General features: G+C 74.5%; 13 protein-coding genes. 4 read left to right on the forward strand and 9 right to left on the reverse strand.

Features of this window, described 5'->3' with window-relative positions:
- From trxA to Q0858_RS09295, 7 genes are all read right to left on the reverse strand, one after another.
- Window positions 1-327 carry a thioredoxin gene (gene trxA / locus Q0858_RS09265; RefSeq protein ID WP_299053091.1) on the reverse strand — a complete coding sequence of 109 codons (327 nt, stop codon included), beginning with the start codon at window positions 325-327 and terminating at the stop codon, window positions 1-3.
- A gap of 75 nt (window positions 328-402) precedes the next feature.
- The gene (trxB, locus tag Q0858_RS09270; protein ID WP_299053094.1) at window positions 403-1,416 is read right to left on the reverse strand and encodes a thioredoxin-disulfide reductase; all 1,014 of its coding nucleotides are present in this window, start codon (window positions 1,414-1,416) and stop codon (window positions 403-405) included.
- 119 nt (window positions 1,417-1,535) lie between these two features.
- Window positions 1,536-2,294: a hypothetical protein gene (locus tag Q0858_RS09275; protein WP_299053097.1), complete on the reverse strand. Its 759-nt coding sequence runs from the start codon at window positions 2,292-2,294 to the stop codon at window positions 1,536-1,538.
- Entirely contained in the window at window positions 2,291-2,971 is a 681-nt protein-coding gene (gene sigM / locus Q0858_RS09280) for an RNA polymerase sigma factor SigM (protein ID WP_299053100.1), read from the reverse strand. The genes Q0858_RS09275 and sigM overlap by 4 nt, the downstream gene beginning before the upstream one ends.
- Window positions 2,968-5,067 carry a hypothetical protein gene (locus tag Q0858_RS09285; RefSeq protein ID WP_299053103.1) on the reverse strand — a complete coding sequence of 700 codons (2,100 nt, stop codon included), beginning with the start codon at window positions 5,065-5,067 and terminating at the stop codon, window positions 2,968-2,970. The genes sigM and Q0858_RS09285 overlap by 4 nt, the downstream gene beginning before the upstream one ends.
- Window positions 5,068-5,219: 152 nt before the next feature.
- Window positions 5,220-6,989 carry a murein biosynthesis integral membrane protein MurJ gene (gene murJ, locus Q0858_RS09290; RefSeq protein ID WP_299053107.1) on the reverse strand — a complete coding sequence of 590 codons (1,770 nt, stop codon included), beginning with the start codon at window positions 6,987-6,989 and terminating at the stop codon, window positions 5,220-5,222.
- Window positions 6,986-9,307: a DUF6049 family protein gene (locus Q0858_RS09295; RefSeq protein WP_299053109.1), complete on the reverse strand. Its 2,322-nt coding sequence runs from the start codon at window positions 9,305-9,307 to the stop codon at window positions 6,986-6,988. The genes murJ and Q0858_RS09295 overlap by 4 nt, the downstream gene beginning before the upstream one ends.
- 134 nt (window positions 9,308-9,441) lie before the next feature.
- On the opposite strand from Q0858_RS09295, the gene Q0858_RS09300 reads away from it, so the two are divergent.
- The 4 genes from Q0858_RS09300 to Q0858_RS09315 all read left to right on the forward strand — a co-directional run bounded on the left by Q0858_RS09300 (window position 9,442) and on the right by Q0858_RS09315 (window position 13,577).
- Window positions 9,442-10,860 carry a CCA tRNA nucleotidyltransferase gene (locus Q0858_RS09300; RefSeq protein ID WP_299054521.1) on the forward strand — a complete coding sequence of 473 codons (1,419 nt, stop codon included), beginning with the start codon at window positions 9,442-9,444 and terminating at the stop codon, window positions 10,858-10,860.
- 320 nt (window positions 10,861-11,180) lie between these two features.
- The gene (locus Q0858_RS09305) at window positions 11,181-11,675 is read left to right on the forward strand and encodes an SRPBCC family protein (RefSeq protein WP_299053111.1); all 495 of its coding nucleotides are present in this window, start codon (window positions 11,181-11,183) and stop codon (window positions 11,673-11,675) included.
- A 41-nt stretch (window positions 11,676-11,716) separates the two neighbouring features.
- The gene (locus Q0858_RS09310) at window positions 11,717-12,385 is read left to right on the forward strand and encodes an AIM24 family protein (protein ID WP_299053113.1); all 669 of its coding nucleotides are present in this window, start codon (window positions 11,717-11,719) and stop codon (window positions 12,383-12,385) included.
- Between the two features lie 124 nt (window positions 12,386-12,509).
- Window positions 12,510-13,577: a MerR family transcriptional regulator gene (locus tag Q0858_RS09315; protein ID WP_299053115.1), complete on the forward strand. Its 1,068-nt coding sequence runs from the start codon at window positions 12,510-12,512 to the stop codon at window positions 13,575-13,577.
- Between the two features lie 109 nt (window positions 13,578-13,686).
- Here Q0858_RS09315 and Q0858_RS09320 read toward each other — a convergent pair whose 3' ends face one another.
- Together Q0858_RS09320 and Q0858_RS09325 are read right to left on the reverse strand one after the other, a co-directional pair.
- Complete coding sequence (locus tag Q0858_RS09320; RefSeq protein ID WP_299053118.1) at window positions 13,687-14,775, reverse strand: inositol-3-phosphate synthase; 1,089 nt, start codon at window positions 14,773-14,775, stop codon at window positions 13,687-13,689.
- 70 nt (window positions 14,776-14,845) lie between these two features.
- A complete protein-coding gene (locus tag Q0858_RS09325; protein ID WP_299053120.1) occupies window positions 14,846-15,460 on the reverse strand; it encodes a PadR family transcriptional regulator in 615 nt (204 codons plus the stop codon).
- Between the last annotated feature and the right edge of the window lie 77 nt (window positions 15,461-15,537).

The following is a 15,537-nucleotide window of genomic DNA, read 5'->3' on the forward strand; positions in this document are numbered from 1 at the left end:
TCAGGCGATGAAGGAGTCGAGCTCCTTCAGCATCGCGGCCTTGGGCTTGGCGCCGACGATGCTCTTCACGACCTCGCCACCGGAGTAGACGTTGATCGTCGGGATGCCCGTGACGCGGTAGGACGCCGGGGTGACCGGGTTCTCGTCGACGTTCATCTTCAGGAAGGTGATCTTGTCGCCGTGCGCGTCGGCGATCTCGTCGAGGATCGGGGCCACCTGGCGGCAGGGGCCGCACCACTCGGCCCAGAAGTCGACCAGCACGGGCTTGTCGGACTGCAGGACCTGGGTGTCGAACTCGGCGTCGGTGACGGCGGAGATGTTGGCCATCGGATGCTCCTCGGGATGTCTCGGGTGTTGCGGGGTGTGGTGTCAGAACGCCGGGGGTACCCGGTTTCTTCCGCCTCAGGCGTGGAGGCCGACCTGGTCCTCGGTGGTCTGCGCCGAGTCGGTCGCCGGGGCGCCCGCCTGCTCGTGGGCGGCGAGGAAGCGCTCGGCGTCCAGCGCCGCGGCGCACCCCGTGCCGGCGGCCGTGATCGCCTGGCGGTAGCGGTGGTCGACGAGGTCGCCGGAGGCGAAGACGCCCGGGACGTTGGTCGCCGTCGAGTCGGGGGCGACCAGCACGTAGCCCTCGTCGTCCAGGTCGACCTGGCCGGTCAGCAGCTCGGAACGGGGGTCGTGCCCGATCGCGATGAACAGGCCGGTGACGGCGAGGTCACGCTCGGTGCCGTCGGTGGTGGAGCGCAGCGTGAGACCCTCGAGCCGGTCGGCGCCGTTGATGGCGGCCACCTCGGTGTCCCACACGATCTCGAGCTTCGGGTCGGCGAAGGCGCGGTCCTGCATGATCTTGGAGGCGCGCAGCTCGTCACGGCGGTGGAGCAGGTACACCTTCTTCGCGAAGCGCGTCAGGAAGGTGGCCTCCTCGATGGCGGAGTCGCCACCACCGACCACCGCGATCTCCTGGTCACGGAAGAAGAACCCGTCGCAGGTCGCGCACCAGGACACGCCGCGGCCGGAGAGCTCGTCCTCCTTCGGCAGGCCCAGCTTCTTGTACGCCGAGCCGGTGGCGAGGACGACCGCGTGCGCGCGGAACTCGCCGTCGGCGGTCCGGACGACCTTCACGTCGCCGGTCAGGTCGAGGTCGACGACGTCGTCCGCGACCAGCTGGGCGCCGAAGCGCTCCGCCTGGGCGCGCATCTCGTCCATGAGGGCCGGCCCCATGATCCCGTCGCGGAAGCCGGGGAAGTTCTCCACCTCGGTGGTGTTCATCAGCGCGCCGCCGGCGGTGACCGAACCCTCGAAGACGAGGGGCTCGAGGTTCGCCCGGGCGGCGTACACGGCCGCGGTGTAGCCGGCGGGACCGGAGCCGACGACGATCACGTTGCGGGTCTCGGCGGCCTGCGCGGTCTGCTCACTCATGGGGTGCTGCTCCTCGGATCGGGTGCTCGCCGGGCTGTCCTGGCCGGGCGGGAGGGTTCACGGGGCTCAACCGATGCTAGGGCAGCGATGTTCCGCGGCCCCCGGGCCGACGCCGGCGCTCAGCCGGCGGGGACGGTGAGGGTCGCGAGGGGGGTGTCGGCGGTGCCGTCGGTGTCGGCGGCGCAGGAGTAGAGGGCCGCCTCGCGGCGGCCGCCGGACGCGGGGGAGGCCACGAGCTCCGCGCGGGCGCCGTCGGCCCGGACCGCGACGACGTCGACCCCGGCGCCCCCGACCTCGACGCCCGGTGGCGTGCAGCGGACGCCGCCGGCCCCCAGGGCCTCGCCGGTGCGCAAGGCGCGGGTGACGTCGGCGGCGAGGGTCGCGCCGGTCCGGACGGTCGGGAGCGGGGCGCGGGCACCCATCACGTCGGGTGCCGACTCCTCCTGCTGCCGCTGCGCGGGACCCGGCGCCTCGGAGGACGCGCCCGCGTCGGACTCGGCCCCGGAGTCGGCGGCCGAGCCACCGGCGGTGGACTGCTCGCCGCCGCCGTCGAGGGGGAGCCCGCCGTCCAGCCCGACGGCCCCGAGGCCCACCCCGGCCACGACGACCGCGGCGGCCGCCAGCAGGCCCGCACGGCGGCGCCGGCGGCGTCGGGCCGCGAGGTCGACCACCGCGGCCGTGCCCACGGGTCCGTGATCGCTTCCGGGCCCGGGGGCCTCGGCGGGACCCGGCCGCCGGGCGGCCTCGGCCGCGAGGGCGGCGTCGAGGCGCGCGACGACGTCGGGGGGAGCGGGCTCGTCGTGGCGCGCGGCGGCGAGCAGGCGGCGTACCCGTTCCTGCTCCTCGGCGTCCCGGTCGACTCCGGGCTCGTCGGTCACGACGTCGTCCTCCCCTGCTGGTGGTCCCTGTCTGTGACGGCCGGGGCGTCGGTCCGGTTCCCCACGCCCAGCAGGACGGCGAGGCGTGCGCGGCCGCGGGAGCAGCGGGACTTCACCGTCCCGGGGGCGCAGTCGAGGACCTGGGCGGCCTCGGCGACCGAGTAGCCCTCCATGTCGACCAGGACGAGGCTGGCCCGCTGCTCGGGGGGCAGCGTGGCCAGCGCGGCGAGCACGGTCGCCCGCTGCTCGGAGGCCTCGGCGGCGCTCGCGGGGTCCACCGGCGCGGAGCGCCCCTGCGGACCCGCGTCGAGGGGGACGAGGCGGTCGGCGTCCTCGCCGGTGGGCAAGGGGTCGGCGGCACGGACCTTCCGGGCCCGGAGCCGGTCGAGGCAGGCGTTGACGACCACGCGGTGCAACCAGGTCGTCACCGCCGCGTCGCCGCGGTAGGACGCCGCCCGCCGGTACGCCGCGACGAGACCGTCCTGGAGCCCGTCGGCGGCCTCCTCCGGGTCACCGGTGGTGCGCAGCGCCACCGCCCAGAGCCGGTCACGGTGACGGGCGACGAGCACGCCGAACGCGTCGGGGTCACCCGCGACGTGGGCGGCCAGCAGCGCCTTGTCGTCCGTGCGGTCGGTCCCGTCGGCCGGGTCGTCCCCGCTGCCGGGGGTGGGCGTCATCCCAGGACCGTGATCTCGGCGATCTCGGCCCGGAAGCCGTCGTCGACGGGAGGCAGGGCGTCGATCCAGACGACCACGAAGCGGCCCGTGTCCGGCTGGTCGAGCCGCATCTCGACCGTCCCGTCGCCGGTGGCCTCGGCGAGACGCGGGAGGTCGGCCACCCCGGTCGGCTCGGTGTCGGCCACGTACGTCGACAGTGCGGTCTCGCCGACGACCTGGACCCGCACGGCGGAGACGTCGCGGAACTCCCCGAGGTCGACCAGCAGGCCGACGCCGGACTTGAGGCCCGTGGGGCCGAACTGGTCGAAGTACGTCGAGGTGCTCCACACGGTCCCCGGGTCCCCGTCGACGGCGAGCGGCGCCTCCTCCGGGCTCTCCTCCGGCGGGTCGCCCTGCGGGTCGAAGTCGCGGACGCCCTCGATCGGCAGCGGCTCCGCGGACGGCGCGGCCTGCGTCGGGGAGGGCTCGGCACTGGGCTCGTCGTCGCCGTCGCCGCTGCTGCCGACGTCGAAGACGAGGACGCCGCCGACCCCCACGAGGACGGCGAGGATCAGGGCGACCCCCAGCACCAGCCAGCGGCGGCCGGGGACGTCGTCGGTCTCGTCGTGGTCCGCGTCGTCGTCGTACGGCGGCGGGGGGGCGGACGGTCCACCCGACCCCGTGTCCCACGGCCAGAACGTGCCGGTGGCCGGGTTGCGGTAGCCCTCCTCGCGGCGGCCGCGGTGCTTGCGGGCGTCGTCCGGGGGCCCGGGGGCGAACAGGGGACGCTCCGGCGGGTCCTCGAAGGGTGGGGGCGGAGCCGGGGCCTCGGTGTGGTGGCGCAGCCACTCCACCTCGTCGGCCTCGTCGTCGAAGATCGGCATGCCGGCCTCGGTGGGCGGTCCGGGCTCCGCGGCCCGGTCGTACGAGGGGGCGGGCGGGGCAGGGACCGGCTCCTGGCGGACACGGGTCTCGGGCGCGGTCTCGGGCGCGGCCCCAGGGGTGGCCCCGGCGGACGGTGAGGCGGCGTCCCGGCGGTCGGCGACGACGGTGTCGGTGCTGGTCGTCGAGCCCCCGGCCGCGGCCGCGGCGAGGCCCGCCGCGGGGGCGGAGGGGCTGGCGACGGGCCGGACGGCGGTCCCGTCGGTGGTCGGCACCGGCTCGGTCGGCCCGACGGCGAGCGGCGCGGTGGCCGGGCTCGCCGGGCTCGCCGGGGTCCCCGGCTGCAGCGGCGGCTCGTCCGGGTCCGACTCGCGGGTGGCCTCCCTCGCCCGGGTGGCCCAGGCGGGAGCGCCGCGGCCGTCGGGCTGGGCGTCGAGGGCCGTGCGGTGCCGGGCGGCCTCGGCGGCGGCCATGCCGCTGTCGTCGCCGACGACCTCGCCGAGCGCGGCGGCCAGCCGGGCCGCGTCGTAGCCGCCCTCGAGGTGGGTGCCCGCCGGGTTGAGGATCTCGTCGCAGACGGTGTCGAGCGCGCGGGTGATGCCGGCGCGGACCTGTCGTGGTCGCAGGACGGCGTCACCGTCGCGGGGGGCGTCGGGGACCCGGGACGGCGGCGGGCCGGGCCAGCGTCCGGTGAGGGCGGCATACAGGAGCCCGGCGAGGGCCCGGACGTCCGACTCCCGGCTCGCCTCGAGCCCGCGCAGCGCCCCGTCGACGGCGAAGCCGATGAGGCGGACGGCGCCGCTGCGGTCGATCAGCAGGTTCTCGGGGACCAGGTTGCCGTGGGCGACGCCGGCGGCGTGGCCGACCCCGACGCCCTCGGCGGCCTCGCGGACCAGCCAGGCGGCCCGACGGGGGGTGAGGGGGCCCTCGGCGCCGAGGACGATGTCGAGCGAGCGCCCGTGGCCCCACTCGTTGACCACGTAGCAGAGGCCGTCGCGCTGCTCGGCGTCCAGGACGCGGAGCAGGTGGCGGTCCGCCACCGTGGCCGAGCGACGGGCGGCGTCGAGCAGGTCCGGGGCGCGCGGGTCGTCCTCGGCGACGACGTGCATCGCGACGTGGCGGGCGAGGACGCGATCATGGGCCCGCCAGAAGCGACCGCCGCCGCTCTCGGTCAGCAGGTCGACCAGCAGGTAGCGGTCGGCGAGCACGTCGCCGGGCCGGACCCCCTGGTGCACCTCGATGGCCCCTTCTGCTCACACTCGACTCGGACGTGGTGGCCGGCCGACGACCCGGTTCGTCGACCTGCGGCCATGGTAAGGGTCGACGGGGCACGACCGGGCCCGTCCGTGGCGGGTCGGTGGCCCGTCAGGGTCCCGCCAGCGGCCCGTCAGCGGCGGCGCCGGAGCCGTCGGGTGAGCAGGCCGGCGACGTCGGCGAGCTCGGAGACCCGCAGCCACCGCCCGAGCACGAGCAGCAGACCGAGGTCCAGCACCGTGAGGCCCGCGGCGCGCAGCGCGGCGAGCGCCTGGCCGGGGTCGGGGGCCAGGTCGCGCAGCAGCAGCGCCACCCCGAGCGTGACTCCCGTCGAGACCGCCACGGCCGTCCCGAGGCGTACGAGGAAGCCCAGCAGCGCGCGGGTCTCGAGGCCGCCGAGGGTGCGGCGGAGGACCGAGTAGGAGATCAGCGACCCCACGGCGTACGACGCGCCGTAGGCGACCACGAGCGCGGGGGAGGTGTACTCCGCCGGGACGAGGGCGACGCCCGTGACGGCGACGGCGACGTTGGTCGCCGCGACGAAGCACTGGACGAAGAAGACGGTCCGGGTGCGCTCGAGGGCGTAGAAGCCGCGCAGCACCAGGTAGTGGACGGTGAACAGGACGACCGCGGGCCCGAACAGCGCGAGGGTCGGCACGAACAGCTCGTAGGACTCGCTGACGGCGCCGAACGCGGCGGCCCGGGCGGCGTCCGGCGCGAGGACGGGCAGCAGCAGACCAAGGGGCAGCATCAGCGACAGGGCCCGCCGCAGGACCGACGCGAGGGTGGTGGCCACCGACCGCAGGTCGCCGTCCGCCGCGGAGGCCGACAGGGTGGGCAGCGCGGCGGTGGCCAGCGAGACGGTGATGACCGAGTGCGGCACCATCGCGACGAGGAACATCGTCGAGTACACGACGTACCCGGTCCCGGCCCCCTCCGCCCCGGCCCCGGAGCCCACGGAGGCGGCGGAGCCGCTGGAGGCCAGCCGGACGACCATCGTGGCGGTGAGCTGGTTGACCAGGACGAAGAGCACCGTCCAGCTGCCGAGGCGCAGGGTGTGGCCGAGCCCGGAGCCGCGGAAGTCGAAGCGGGGGCGGAAGCGGAAGCCGGCCGCCCGCAGGTAGGGCACCAGGATCAGCAGCTGCGCGACGATGCCGAACGTCGAGCCGACGCCGAGCAGGACCTCCTGCGGGCCGGTGTAGGCGCCGTTGACGGCGTCGCCGCCGGCCGGGCCGTACAGCACCAGGTAGGCCAGCAGCACCCCGATGGCGATGGCGTTGTTGGCGATCGGCGCCCACATCATCGGGCCGAAGCGGCCGCGGGAGTTCAGGATCTGCCCGACGAGGACGAACATCCCGTAGAAGAAGACCTGGGGCAGGCAGTAGCGCGCGAACGCGATCACCGACGCCCGCTGGTCGGCCAGCTCCGGGGTCGACCAGGAGGGGTCGAGGTAGACGGCCATCACCCAGGGGGCGCCGAGCACCAGCAGGACGGTGACCACGCCGAGGAACAGCCCGGCGAGGGTGACGACGCGGTTCGTGTACGCCTCGCCGCCGTCGTCGTGCGAGCGCATCGCCCGCACCAGCTGCGGCACCAGGACGGCGTTGAAGACGCCGCCGGCGAGCAGGATGTAGACCATGTTCGGGATCGTGTTGCCGATCGCGAACTGCTCCGCGAGCAGCTGGTTGCCCAGCGCCGCGGCGAGCAGCAGGGCCCGGATGAGGCCCGACAGGCGGGAGAACACGGTGCCCGCGGCCATGATCGCGCTCGACGCGAGCAGCGAGCGACCCGCGGACTTCGGGGGCGGCGGGGGCGGCGGGGGCGGTTCGGTCGGCGGCGTCGGCGGGGTGGGTGCGGGCTCGGGGGCGGACGGCGGCCGACCGGCGCGGTGCCTGCCGCTCATGCGGCGGAGGTACGTCGCGAGGCGCGGACCCGGCGTACCAGCCGGAGGACGACCGCACCGAGGAGCAGGGCGCCGCCGACGCCCATGATCAGCCAGATCACGTTGCCGATCTGGACCGAGCGCAGCGGCATCTGGTCGGAGGCCCCCAGGGGCCGGCCGCGGCTGTCGACGACCTCGACCTCCACGTCGGAGACCCCGAGGCGGTCGGTGGCGGCCGTGAGCCGGACCGAGGTGCCGGCCTCGGCGGGCACCTCGACGGCGTCGGGACCGGTGATGTCGAGGCCGCCGTCGGTCAGGGCCCGCAGGCGGACGACGACCGGCTCGGGCAGGCCGTTGCTCACCTGGAGCGAGAAGTCGCCGCTCTCCCCGGAGAGGGTCACCGACGGCGGGGCGTCGACCTCGACCCGGCCGAGGAGGTCGCGCACGGCGTCGGCGGCGGCGGAGGCGGTCTCCTCGGCGGCGGCGGGGTCGGTGCGGGCGTCGTACGAGAGGGAGACGAGGGCCTCGTCGAGGGCGTGCCGGGCGACGGTGTCGTTGAGGGGCAGGACGTCCTGGAGGACGGTGGCGGAGTCCACCAGCCCGCGGGCCTCGGCGAAGGCCGACGGGGGGACCTCGGTGGCGCGCAGCTCCTCGGGGTAGTCCACGTCCTCGGGGGCCACCCGGAGCGAGGGCCGGACGCTGGAGGACTCGGTGGCGTCGTCGAGGCCGGTCAGCTCCATCCAGTCGACCTCCGCGATCTCGGCGAAGAAGTCGGTGCCGGCGGCGGGCGACCAGTCCTGGGGGAGCGTCACGACCGACTGGGGGTCGCCGTCGCCGTCGACGAGCGACGGCCCGGACCCCACGTCCTCGGGGGCGAGCAGCAGCAGGGCGGCCTCGCTCAGCAGGCGCTGGCGCAGCGCGAGCGGGGTCAGGGGGTCGTCGGGGCCGGGGCCGCCCTCGGCGGCGCCCGAGTCGGTGAGGACGACCGGGCGGCGTCCCACCTGTCCGAGGGTGCCCGGGTCGCCCTCGTCGGCGGCCGCCCGGACGGCGCGGTCGCTGAGCAGGACGGTGTCGGCGCGCGGCACCTTCGCGATCGTCTCGGGGTCGAGGTAGCCGGACGGCGAGGTGATCACGCGTCCCGCGCCGCGGAGCCCGTACTCGGCGGCGACCGCACGGGCGCGCACGCGGGCCCGCTGCAGCATCCGCGAGCGTCCGCGGAGCGCGGCGTCGGCGTCCACGTCGCCGTACGGGAGCGTGAGCACGGAACCGGCGCCCAGCACGGAGCGCAGCTGTTGCAGCCACTCCCCGCCGTACTGGGTGACGAGGCCCTGGGTGGTCCCGGTCGCGTCGCCGGGCGTCGACCCGCCGCCGGCGCTCGAGCCCTCGTCGTCGCCGTCGGTCGGGGAGGCGTCCGGGCTCGGCGCGTCGTCCCCGCCGTCGTCCTGCTCCTCGTCGTCGCCCTGGCCGTCGCCGTCCTGTCCGCCGGTGGTGCCCTGGCCGGTGGTGGGTCCGATGCTGCGGCCGGGGTTGCCGGCGACGACCTCCGCGACCGTGTCGGGCACGGCGGGGTCGAGCAGCCAGGTGACGGGGACGCCGTCGGCCTCGGCGCCGAAGTCGAGGATGCGGTCGAGGCGTCCGCCGGGGGAGAGGTCGTCGGCCCAGGCCTCGAGGTCGGTGACGCGACCCTGCTCGTCGAGGCGGACCTCGTGGCGCAGGGGCAGGACGAGGGCGGTGTCGACCTGGCGGTCGCGGCCGGCCTCGGAGACGAGGGGGATGAAGGTGCGGGCCCGGCCGTCGGCGGTCCCGTCGCGGCCCGCGTCGGACGCCCCCAGGGCCTGGACGCCGAGCCAGTAGACGCCCTCGGAGCCGTCGATGCTCTCGTCGATCACCCGGCGGGGGAGCGTCACGGTGAAGGAGCGGCTGGCGCCCGGGGTGAGGTCCCCGACGTCCGGGAACGTGCCGGGCTCGGTGATCCGCTCGCCGACCACGAGGTCGTCCGCGGACCCCGCCGCCTCGGCCAGCGCGTCGGCGTCGGTGATCGGGGAGCTCGAGGTCAGGCCGTAGAGCTGGACGTCCTCCCAGGTCTCGATGCTGTCGTTGCTCACCGTGCCGGTGATCCGCAGCGGCCCGCTCTCGGGGATGACCGCGGGGCTGACACCGGTGATGGTCACGTCCAGGGGGTCGTCGGACACCACGGCGGTGGGGGCCGCGGTGGGGCTCGTGGTGGGGCTCAGGGCGGGGCCCGCGGCGGCGGCCCCGGTCGCCGCGCCCAGGGTGGGCACCACGACGGCCGCGACTGCGAGGAGCGCGGCGACGACGCGGGGGTGGGCACGGGACACGGCTCGCAGCCTAGGGCGCGGCCGGGCACCGCCCGGGCACGCCCGCCGAGCCACCACTACGATCATCCGTCGTGCCCGAGCCGTCCTCCGCCCCCGCCGGCGATCCTGCCGAGCCCTCGGCCGACGGCATCGACATGGTGGCGGCGCAGGCGTCGGTGACGGCGGAGCTGGACCGCCTGGGCTCCGTCCTGGAGCCGCTGGGGCGGGCGTTCGTCGACGCCGGGGAGACCCTCGCGCTGGTGGGCGGCCCGGTCCGCGACGCGATGCTCGGACGCCGTCACACCGACCTCGACTTCACCACCTCCGCGCGGCCCGACACCACGGAGCGGATCCTGCGCGCCTGGGGCGACGCGACCTGGGACATGGGGCGCGCCTTCGGCACCATCGGTGCGCGGAAGGGCGACTGGCAGGTCGAGGTCACGACGTACCGCTCGGACGCCTACGACTCCACCTCCCGCAAGCCGGCGGTCGACTTCGGCGACACCCTCGCCGGTGACCTGGGGCGTCGTGACTTCACCGTCAACGCGATGGCGGTGACCCTGCCGGACCGCGCCTTCGAGGACCCGTACGGCGGGGTCGTCGACCTCGCGCACCGGCGCCTGCGGACGCCGTCCTCGCCGGAGCAGTCGTTCTCCGACGACCCGCTGCGGATGCTGCGCGCCGCGCGCTTCGCCGCGCAGCTGGGCTTCACCGTCGACGACGACGTCGCGCGCGCGATGACCGAGATGGCCGACCGGCTGGAGATCGTGTCGGCGGAGCGGGTCCGCGAGGAGCTCGTGAAGCTCGTGTGCGCGCCGTACCCGCGGCGGGGGCTGACGCTGCTGGTCGAGACCGGCCTGGCCGAGCGGGTGCTGCCCGAGCTGCCGGCGCTGCAGCTCGAGCGCGACGAGCACCACGCCCACAAGGACGTCTACGAGCACACCCTGACGGTGCTGGAGCAGACGATCGAGCTGGAGCACCGGCTCGGGCGGGGCCCGGACTTCGTGGCGCGCTTCGCCGCGCTGATGCACGACGTGGGCAAGCCCCGCACCCGGCGCTTCCAGCCCGACGGGTCGGTGACGTTCCACCACCACGACGTGGTCGGCGCGAAGCTGACCCGCAAGCGCATGCAGGCGCTGCGGTTCTCGACCGACACCACCGACGCGGTGAGCTCGCTGGTCGAGCTGCACCTGCGTTTCCACGGCTACGGCACGGGGGAGTGGACCGACTCCGCCGTCCGCCGCTACGTGCGCGACGCGGGCCCGCTGCTGGAGCACCTCCACGTGCTGACCCGCGCCGACTGCACCACCCGCAACCGCCGCAAGGCGGCCCGCCTCGCCGCGACGTACGACGACCTCGAGCAGCGCATCGCCCGCCTCGAGGCCGAGGAGGAGCTCGCCTCCCTCCGCCCGGCGCTCGATGGGAACCAGATCATGGAGACCCTCGGTATCGCCCCCGGCCGCGAGGTCGGGCAGGCGTACGCGTGGTTGCTCGAGCTCCGCCTCGAGGAGGGCCCGCTCGACGAGGACACCGCCCGCACCCGTCTCCGCGCCTGGTGGGCCGACCGCGGCTGAGCGCCCGCCGCGTCGCCGAGCCGCCCTCCGCGTCATGTAACGCGGTGTTACTGCCACTGGAGTGGGCGCTGGCGGCCCCTGACGCGCAGTCTGACCGCGCCAGATCCGCCGGACCGCGGTAGAACGCGCCGATCGCGCCGCCACCACCCGTCGTACGACGCCGCGGCGCCGGGCCGGTCGACGGGCCGGGTCCCGCGGCACCACCGCGGTGAAAGGGCGCCGCACGGGCCGCCAGCGCCCACTCCAGTCGCTGTCACACCGCGTTACATGGGCCACAGCGGGCTGCGCCGGACGGTTACCGACCGGTAACGTCAGGGGGCATGAGTACGACGAGCAGCAACGCCGGCAGCCCGACCGACACCGAGCTGGAGGTGTCGACCGAGATCGCGGCCAGCCCCGCGCAGGTGTGGAAGCTCGTCTCCGACCTGCCGCGGATCGCGGAGTGGAGCCCGCAGGTCGTGCGCACGCTCGCGCGGCGCCCGCTCCGGGTGGGCAGCCGGATGGTCAACCTCAACCACCGCGGCCCCCTGGTGTGGCCCACCACCGCGAAGGTCGTGGACCTCGAGCCCCACCGGCGGGTGGCGTTCCGGGTGACCGAGAACTGGACCGTGTGGTCCTTCACCCTCGAGCCGGTCACGGTCGACGCCGCCGAGGGCACCCGGGTCGTGCACCGCCGCGAGACGCCGAAGGGCATCAGCCCGCTGTCGAACACGCTCGTGGACCGCCTGCTCGGCGGCCGGGCGCAGTTCACCGACGAGCTCCGCGCGGGCATGGGGCAGACCCTGCAGCGGCTGAAGGCGGCCGCTGAGGCCTGATCCTCCCCACGGGGCGTCCCGACAGGGCATCATGCAGCCCCATGAGAAGCGATCTCTTCGCGAGGGAGAACCTCGAGGTCCAGAGCCAGGAGCGCTGGACGCTCCAGAACCCGCAGATGCTCCGCGTGGGCCTCGGCCCCGACGTGCTCGCCACCAAGGGCTCGATGGTGGCCTACCAGGGGCAGGTGCAGTTCCACCACGAGAAGTCCGGCAGCCTCGGCAAGCTTGCGAAGAAGGTGCTGACGAGCGAGAACGTCAGCCTCATGCGCGTCTCGGGCCAGGGCGAGGTGTTCTTCGCCGACGAGGCTGGCTACGTCCACCTGCTGCACCTCGAGGGTGAGGGCGTCAGCATCAACAGCCGCAACATCCTCGCCTTCGACGAGTCCCTGACCTGGGACATCAACCGCACCAAGGGCGCCGGCATCGCGACCGGCGGGCTGTTCAACACCACGATCGGCGGGACCGGCACGGTCGCGATCAACGTGGTCGGCAACCCGGTCGTCCTCGACTGCTCCCAGCAGCCGACCTTCGTCGACCCCCAGGCCGCGGTCTGCTGGTCGGCCAACCTCACCCCCGGCATCCAGAACTCGATGAACGTCGGCTCCGTGCTGCGCGGCGGCTCCGGCGAGGCCATCCAGTACTCGTTCCACGGGCCCGGGTTCGTCGTCGTCCAGGCCTACGAGTGGAAGCCCCCGCCGCCCAACGCCTGAAAGGGGAGGGGTCGGGGGGTCGGCAACCTGGTGGAGCTCCTGCCGGGGACTTGAGTCTCCCCCTGCGGCAAGGCCCAGCGTGATGCGCACCGGCGGACCGACCGCCGGGACGAGGAGGCCGGCCATGACGCTGCTCACCATCGGTGACTTCGCCCGCGCGAGCGGTCTGAGCCCCAAGGCGCTGCGGCTGTACGACGAGACCGGGCTGCTGGAGCCGGCGGAGGTGGACCCGTTCTCGGGCTACCGCCGCTACCACCCCGACCAGCTCGGCCGTGCTCGTCTGGTGGCGCGCCTGCGGCTCGCCGGGATGCCGCTCGCGCGGATCCGGGTGGTCGCGGACGCCGACGCCCGTGGCGCCGAGGCCGAGCTGAGGTCGTACGCGCGCCAGGTCGACGCCGACGCGCGCTCGGCCCGGGCGCTGCTGGCGGACCTCCTCGTCGAGCTCGCCCGACCCGACCGGGAGGAACCACCCATGAGCACGACCACCGCGTCCCGACCGCCCGCCACCGTCGCCGTCCGCGGCGGCCAGGGCGGTCGCGCGACCCAGCAGGACGCCGTCCACCTCGGGAGGCGCCTGTACGCCGTCGCCGACGGCCTCGGCACCGCCGAGGGGCTGTCCGCCGACCTGCTCGCCGGGATCGCCTCGGCGCTGGCGGACGTCGACGACCCCGGGCTGGACGACCTGGACGGCGCCGTCACCCGCGCCGCCGCCGAGGTCGCCACGACGTACGCCGGGCACCCCGACTCCGGCTCGACGCTGACCGCGCTCCTGCTGACCGGCGACCGTGCCCTGGTCGCGCACCTCGGGGACAGCCGCCTGTACCGGGTCCGCGACGGGCACGTCGAGCGGCTGACCCGCGACCACACCGTCACCCAGACCCTCGTCGACGAGGGGCGGCTCACCGCGGAGGAGGCCGCCGCCGACGAGCGCCGCGTGCAGCTGAACCGCGCGGTCGCCGTGCAGTCGCGCGGCGACGTGGCCGACCTCGGCTCGTACGACGTCCGCGCCCGGGACCGCTTCGTGCTCACCACCGACGGGGTCCACGGCCGCCTGGCGCCCGAGGTGCTGGCGGCCCACATGACGACCGCCGCCGACCCGGAGCGGGTGGCGGCGGCGGTCGCTGCTGCGGTGGAGGGGGCCGGGGCCGACGACAACTACCAGGTGGTGGTCGTCGACTCCCCGGCTCGCTAGAGGCCGACTCCCGCCTCACCGGGTCTCGACCCGCCCTCGCGACCTCGTTCCTCGGTCGCGGGCTCGCTCGACCTGCGGGCGGTAGGAGCCCCAGCGCTCGTCCCTCGCGCTAGTGCTCCTCGCCCTTGATGAAGGCCTCGACGCCCTCGCGGCCCTCGTCGTCCGGACGCTGCACCGGCGGGGACTTCATCAGGTACGTCGACGCCGGGTGCACCGGGCCACCGAGGCCGCGGTCCTTGGCGATCTTCGCGGCGCGCAGGGCGTCGATGATGATGCCGGCGGAGTTCGGGGAGTCCCAGACCTCGAGCTTGTACTCGAGGTTTAGCGGGGCGTTGCCGAACGCGCGGCCCTCGAGCCGGACGTAGGCCCACTTGCGGTCGTCGAGCCACTGCACGTAGTCCGAGGGACCGATGTGCACGTTCTTGTCGTGCACCTTGCCCGCCAGGGAGCCGGTGACGTTCGAGGTGACGGCCTGGGTCTTGGAGACCTTCTTGGACTCCAGGCGGTCGCGCTCGAGCATGTTCTTGAAGTCCATGTTGCCGCCGACGTTGAGCTGGTAGGTGCGGTCCAGCGCCACGCCGCGGTCCTCGAACAGCTTGGCCATCACGCGGTGCGTGATGGTCGCGCCGACCTGCGACTTGATGTCGTCGCCGACGATCGGGACACCGGCGGCCTCGAACTTCGCGGCCCACTCGGGGTCGGAGGCGATGAAGACGGGCAGCGCGTTGACGAAGCCGACACCCGCGTCGATCGCGCACTGCGCGTAGAACTTGGCGGCGTCCTCGGACCCGACCGGCAGGTAGCAGACGAGGACGTCGGCCTGCGTCTCGCGCAGGACGGCGGTGACGTCGACCGGCTCGGCGGAGGACTCCTCGATCGTCTCGCGGTAGTACTTGCCGAGGCCGTCCAGCGTCGGTCCGCGCTGGACCTCGATGCCGAGCGTCGGCACGTCGGCGATCTTGATCGTGTTGTTCTCCGAGGCGTTGATGGCCTCGGACAGGTCCTTGCCGACCTTCACGTCGTCGACGTCGAACGCCGCGACGAACTCCACGTCACCGACGTGGTAGTCGCCGAAGCGGACGTGCATGAGACCGGGGACGGTCTCGTTCTCGTCGGCGTCGGCGTAGAAGGTCACTCCCTGGACGAGGGAGCTCGCGCAGTTGCCCACCCCCACGATGGCCACTCGTACCGCACTCATGTGATTCCTCTTCCTGTGTGGATCGCCCCGGTGGGGCTGTCTGTGCCCCGGTGGGGGTCTGTGGTCGTGCTCAGCTCTCGCCGGTCGTGGTGGCGGTCGTGCTGGACCCGGTCTCCCGGGTGGTCTGCTCGTCACGCGGCATCGGCGTCCCGTTCCGCTCCGCGCTGATGAGGTCGGAGAGCCAACGGACCTCGCGCTCCACGGATTCCATCCCGTGGCGCTGCAGCTCCTCGGCGTACCGGTCGACCTCCTTCTGCGTGCGCTCCAGCTGGGTCTGCACCCGCTCGAGCCGCTCCTGCAGCCGCGTACGACGGCCCTCCAGCACCCGCAGCCGGCTCTCGAGGTCGGTGCGGGAGAAGAAGGAGAAGCGGACGCCGAAGCTCTCGTCCTCCCACGCGGTCGGACCGACCTCCGACATCGCCCGCGCGAACTGTGCGCGTCCGTCGTCGGTCAGCCGGTAGACGATGCGCAGGCGCCGCGTCGCCGGGAGCGGCGAGACGACCTCCTCCTCGATCAGGGAGGCGCGCAGCATCCGCTTCAGCGTGGGGTACAGGGAGCCGTACGACAGCACGCGTCCCCATCCCAGCATCAGGTTGAGGCGCTTGCGGAGCTCGTAGCCGTGCATGGGTGACTCGTCCAGCAGCCCCAGGACCGCCAGCTCGGTCGTCTCCGCACGTCGTGACATCACGACCTATCGTAGCGATACATCGGGAACAAGCAGAAACGCGTGTGCTCCGACGACGACGTACGCCTCCGGGTCCG

The organism is uncultured Nocardioides sp., from assembly GCF_947489365.1.
Taxonomy (GTDB): domain Bacteria; phylum Actinomycetota; class Actinomycetes; order Propionibacteriales; family Nocardioidaceae; genus Nocardioides.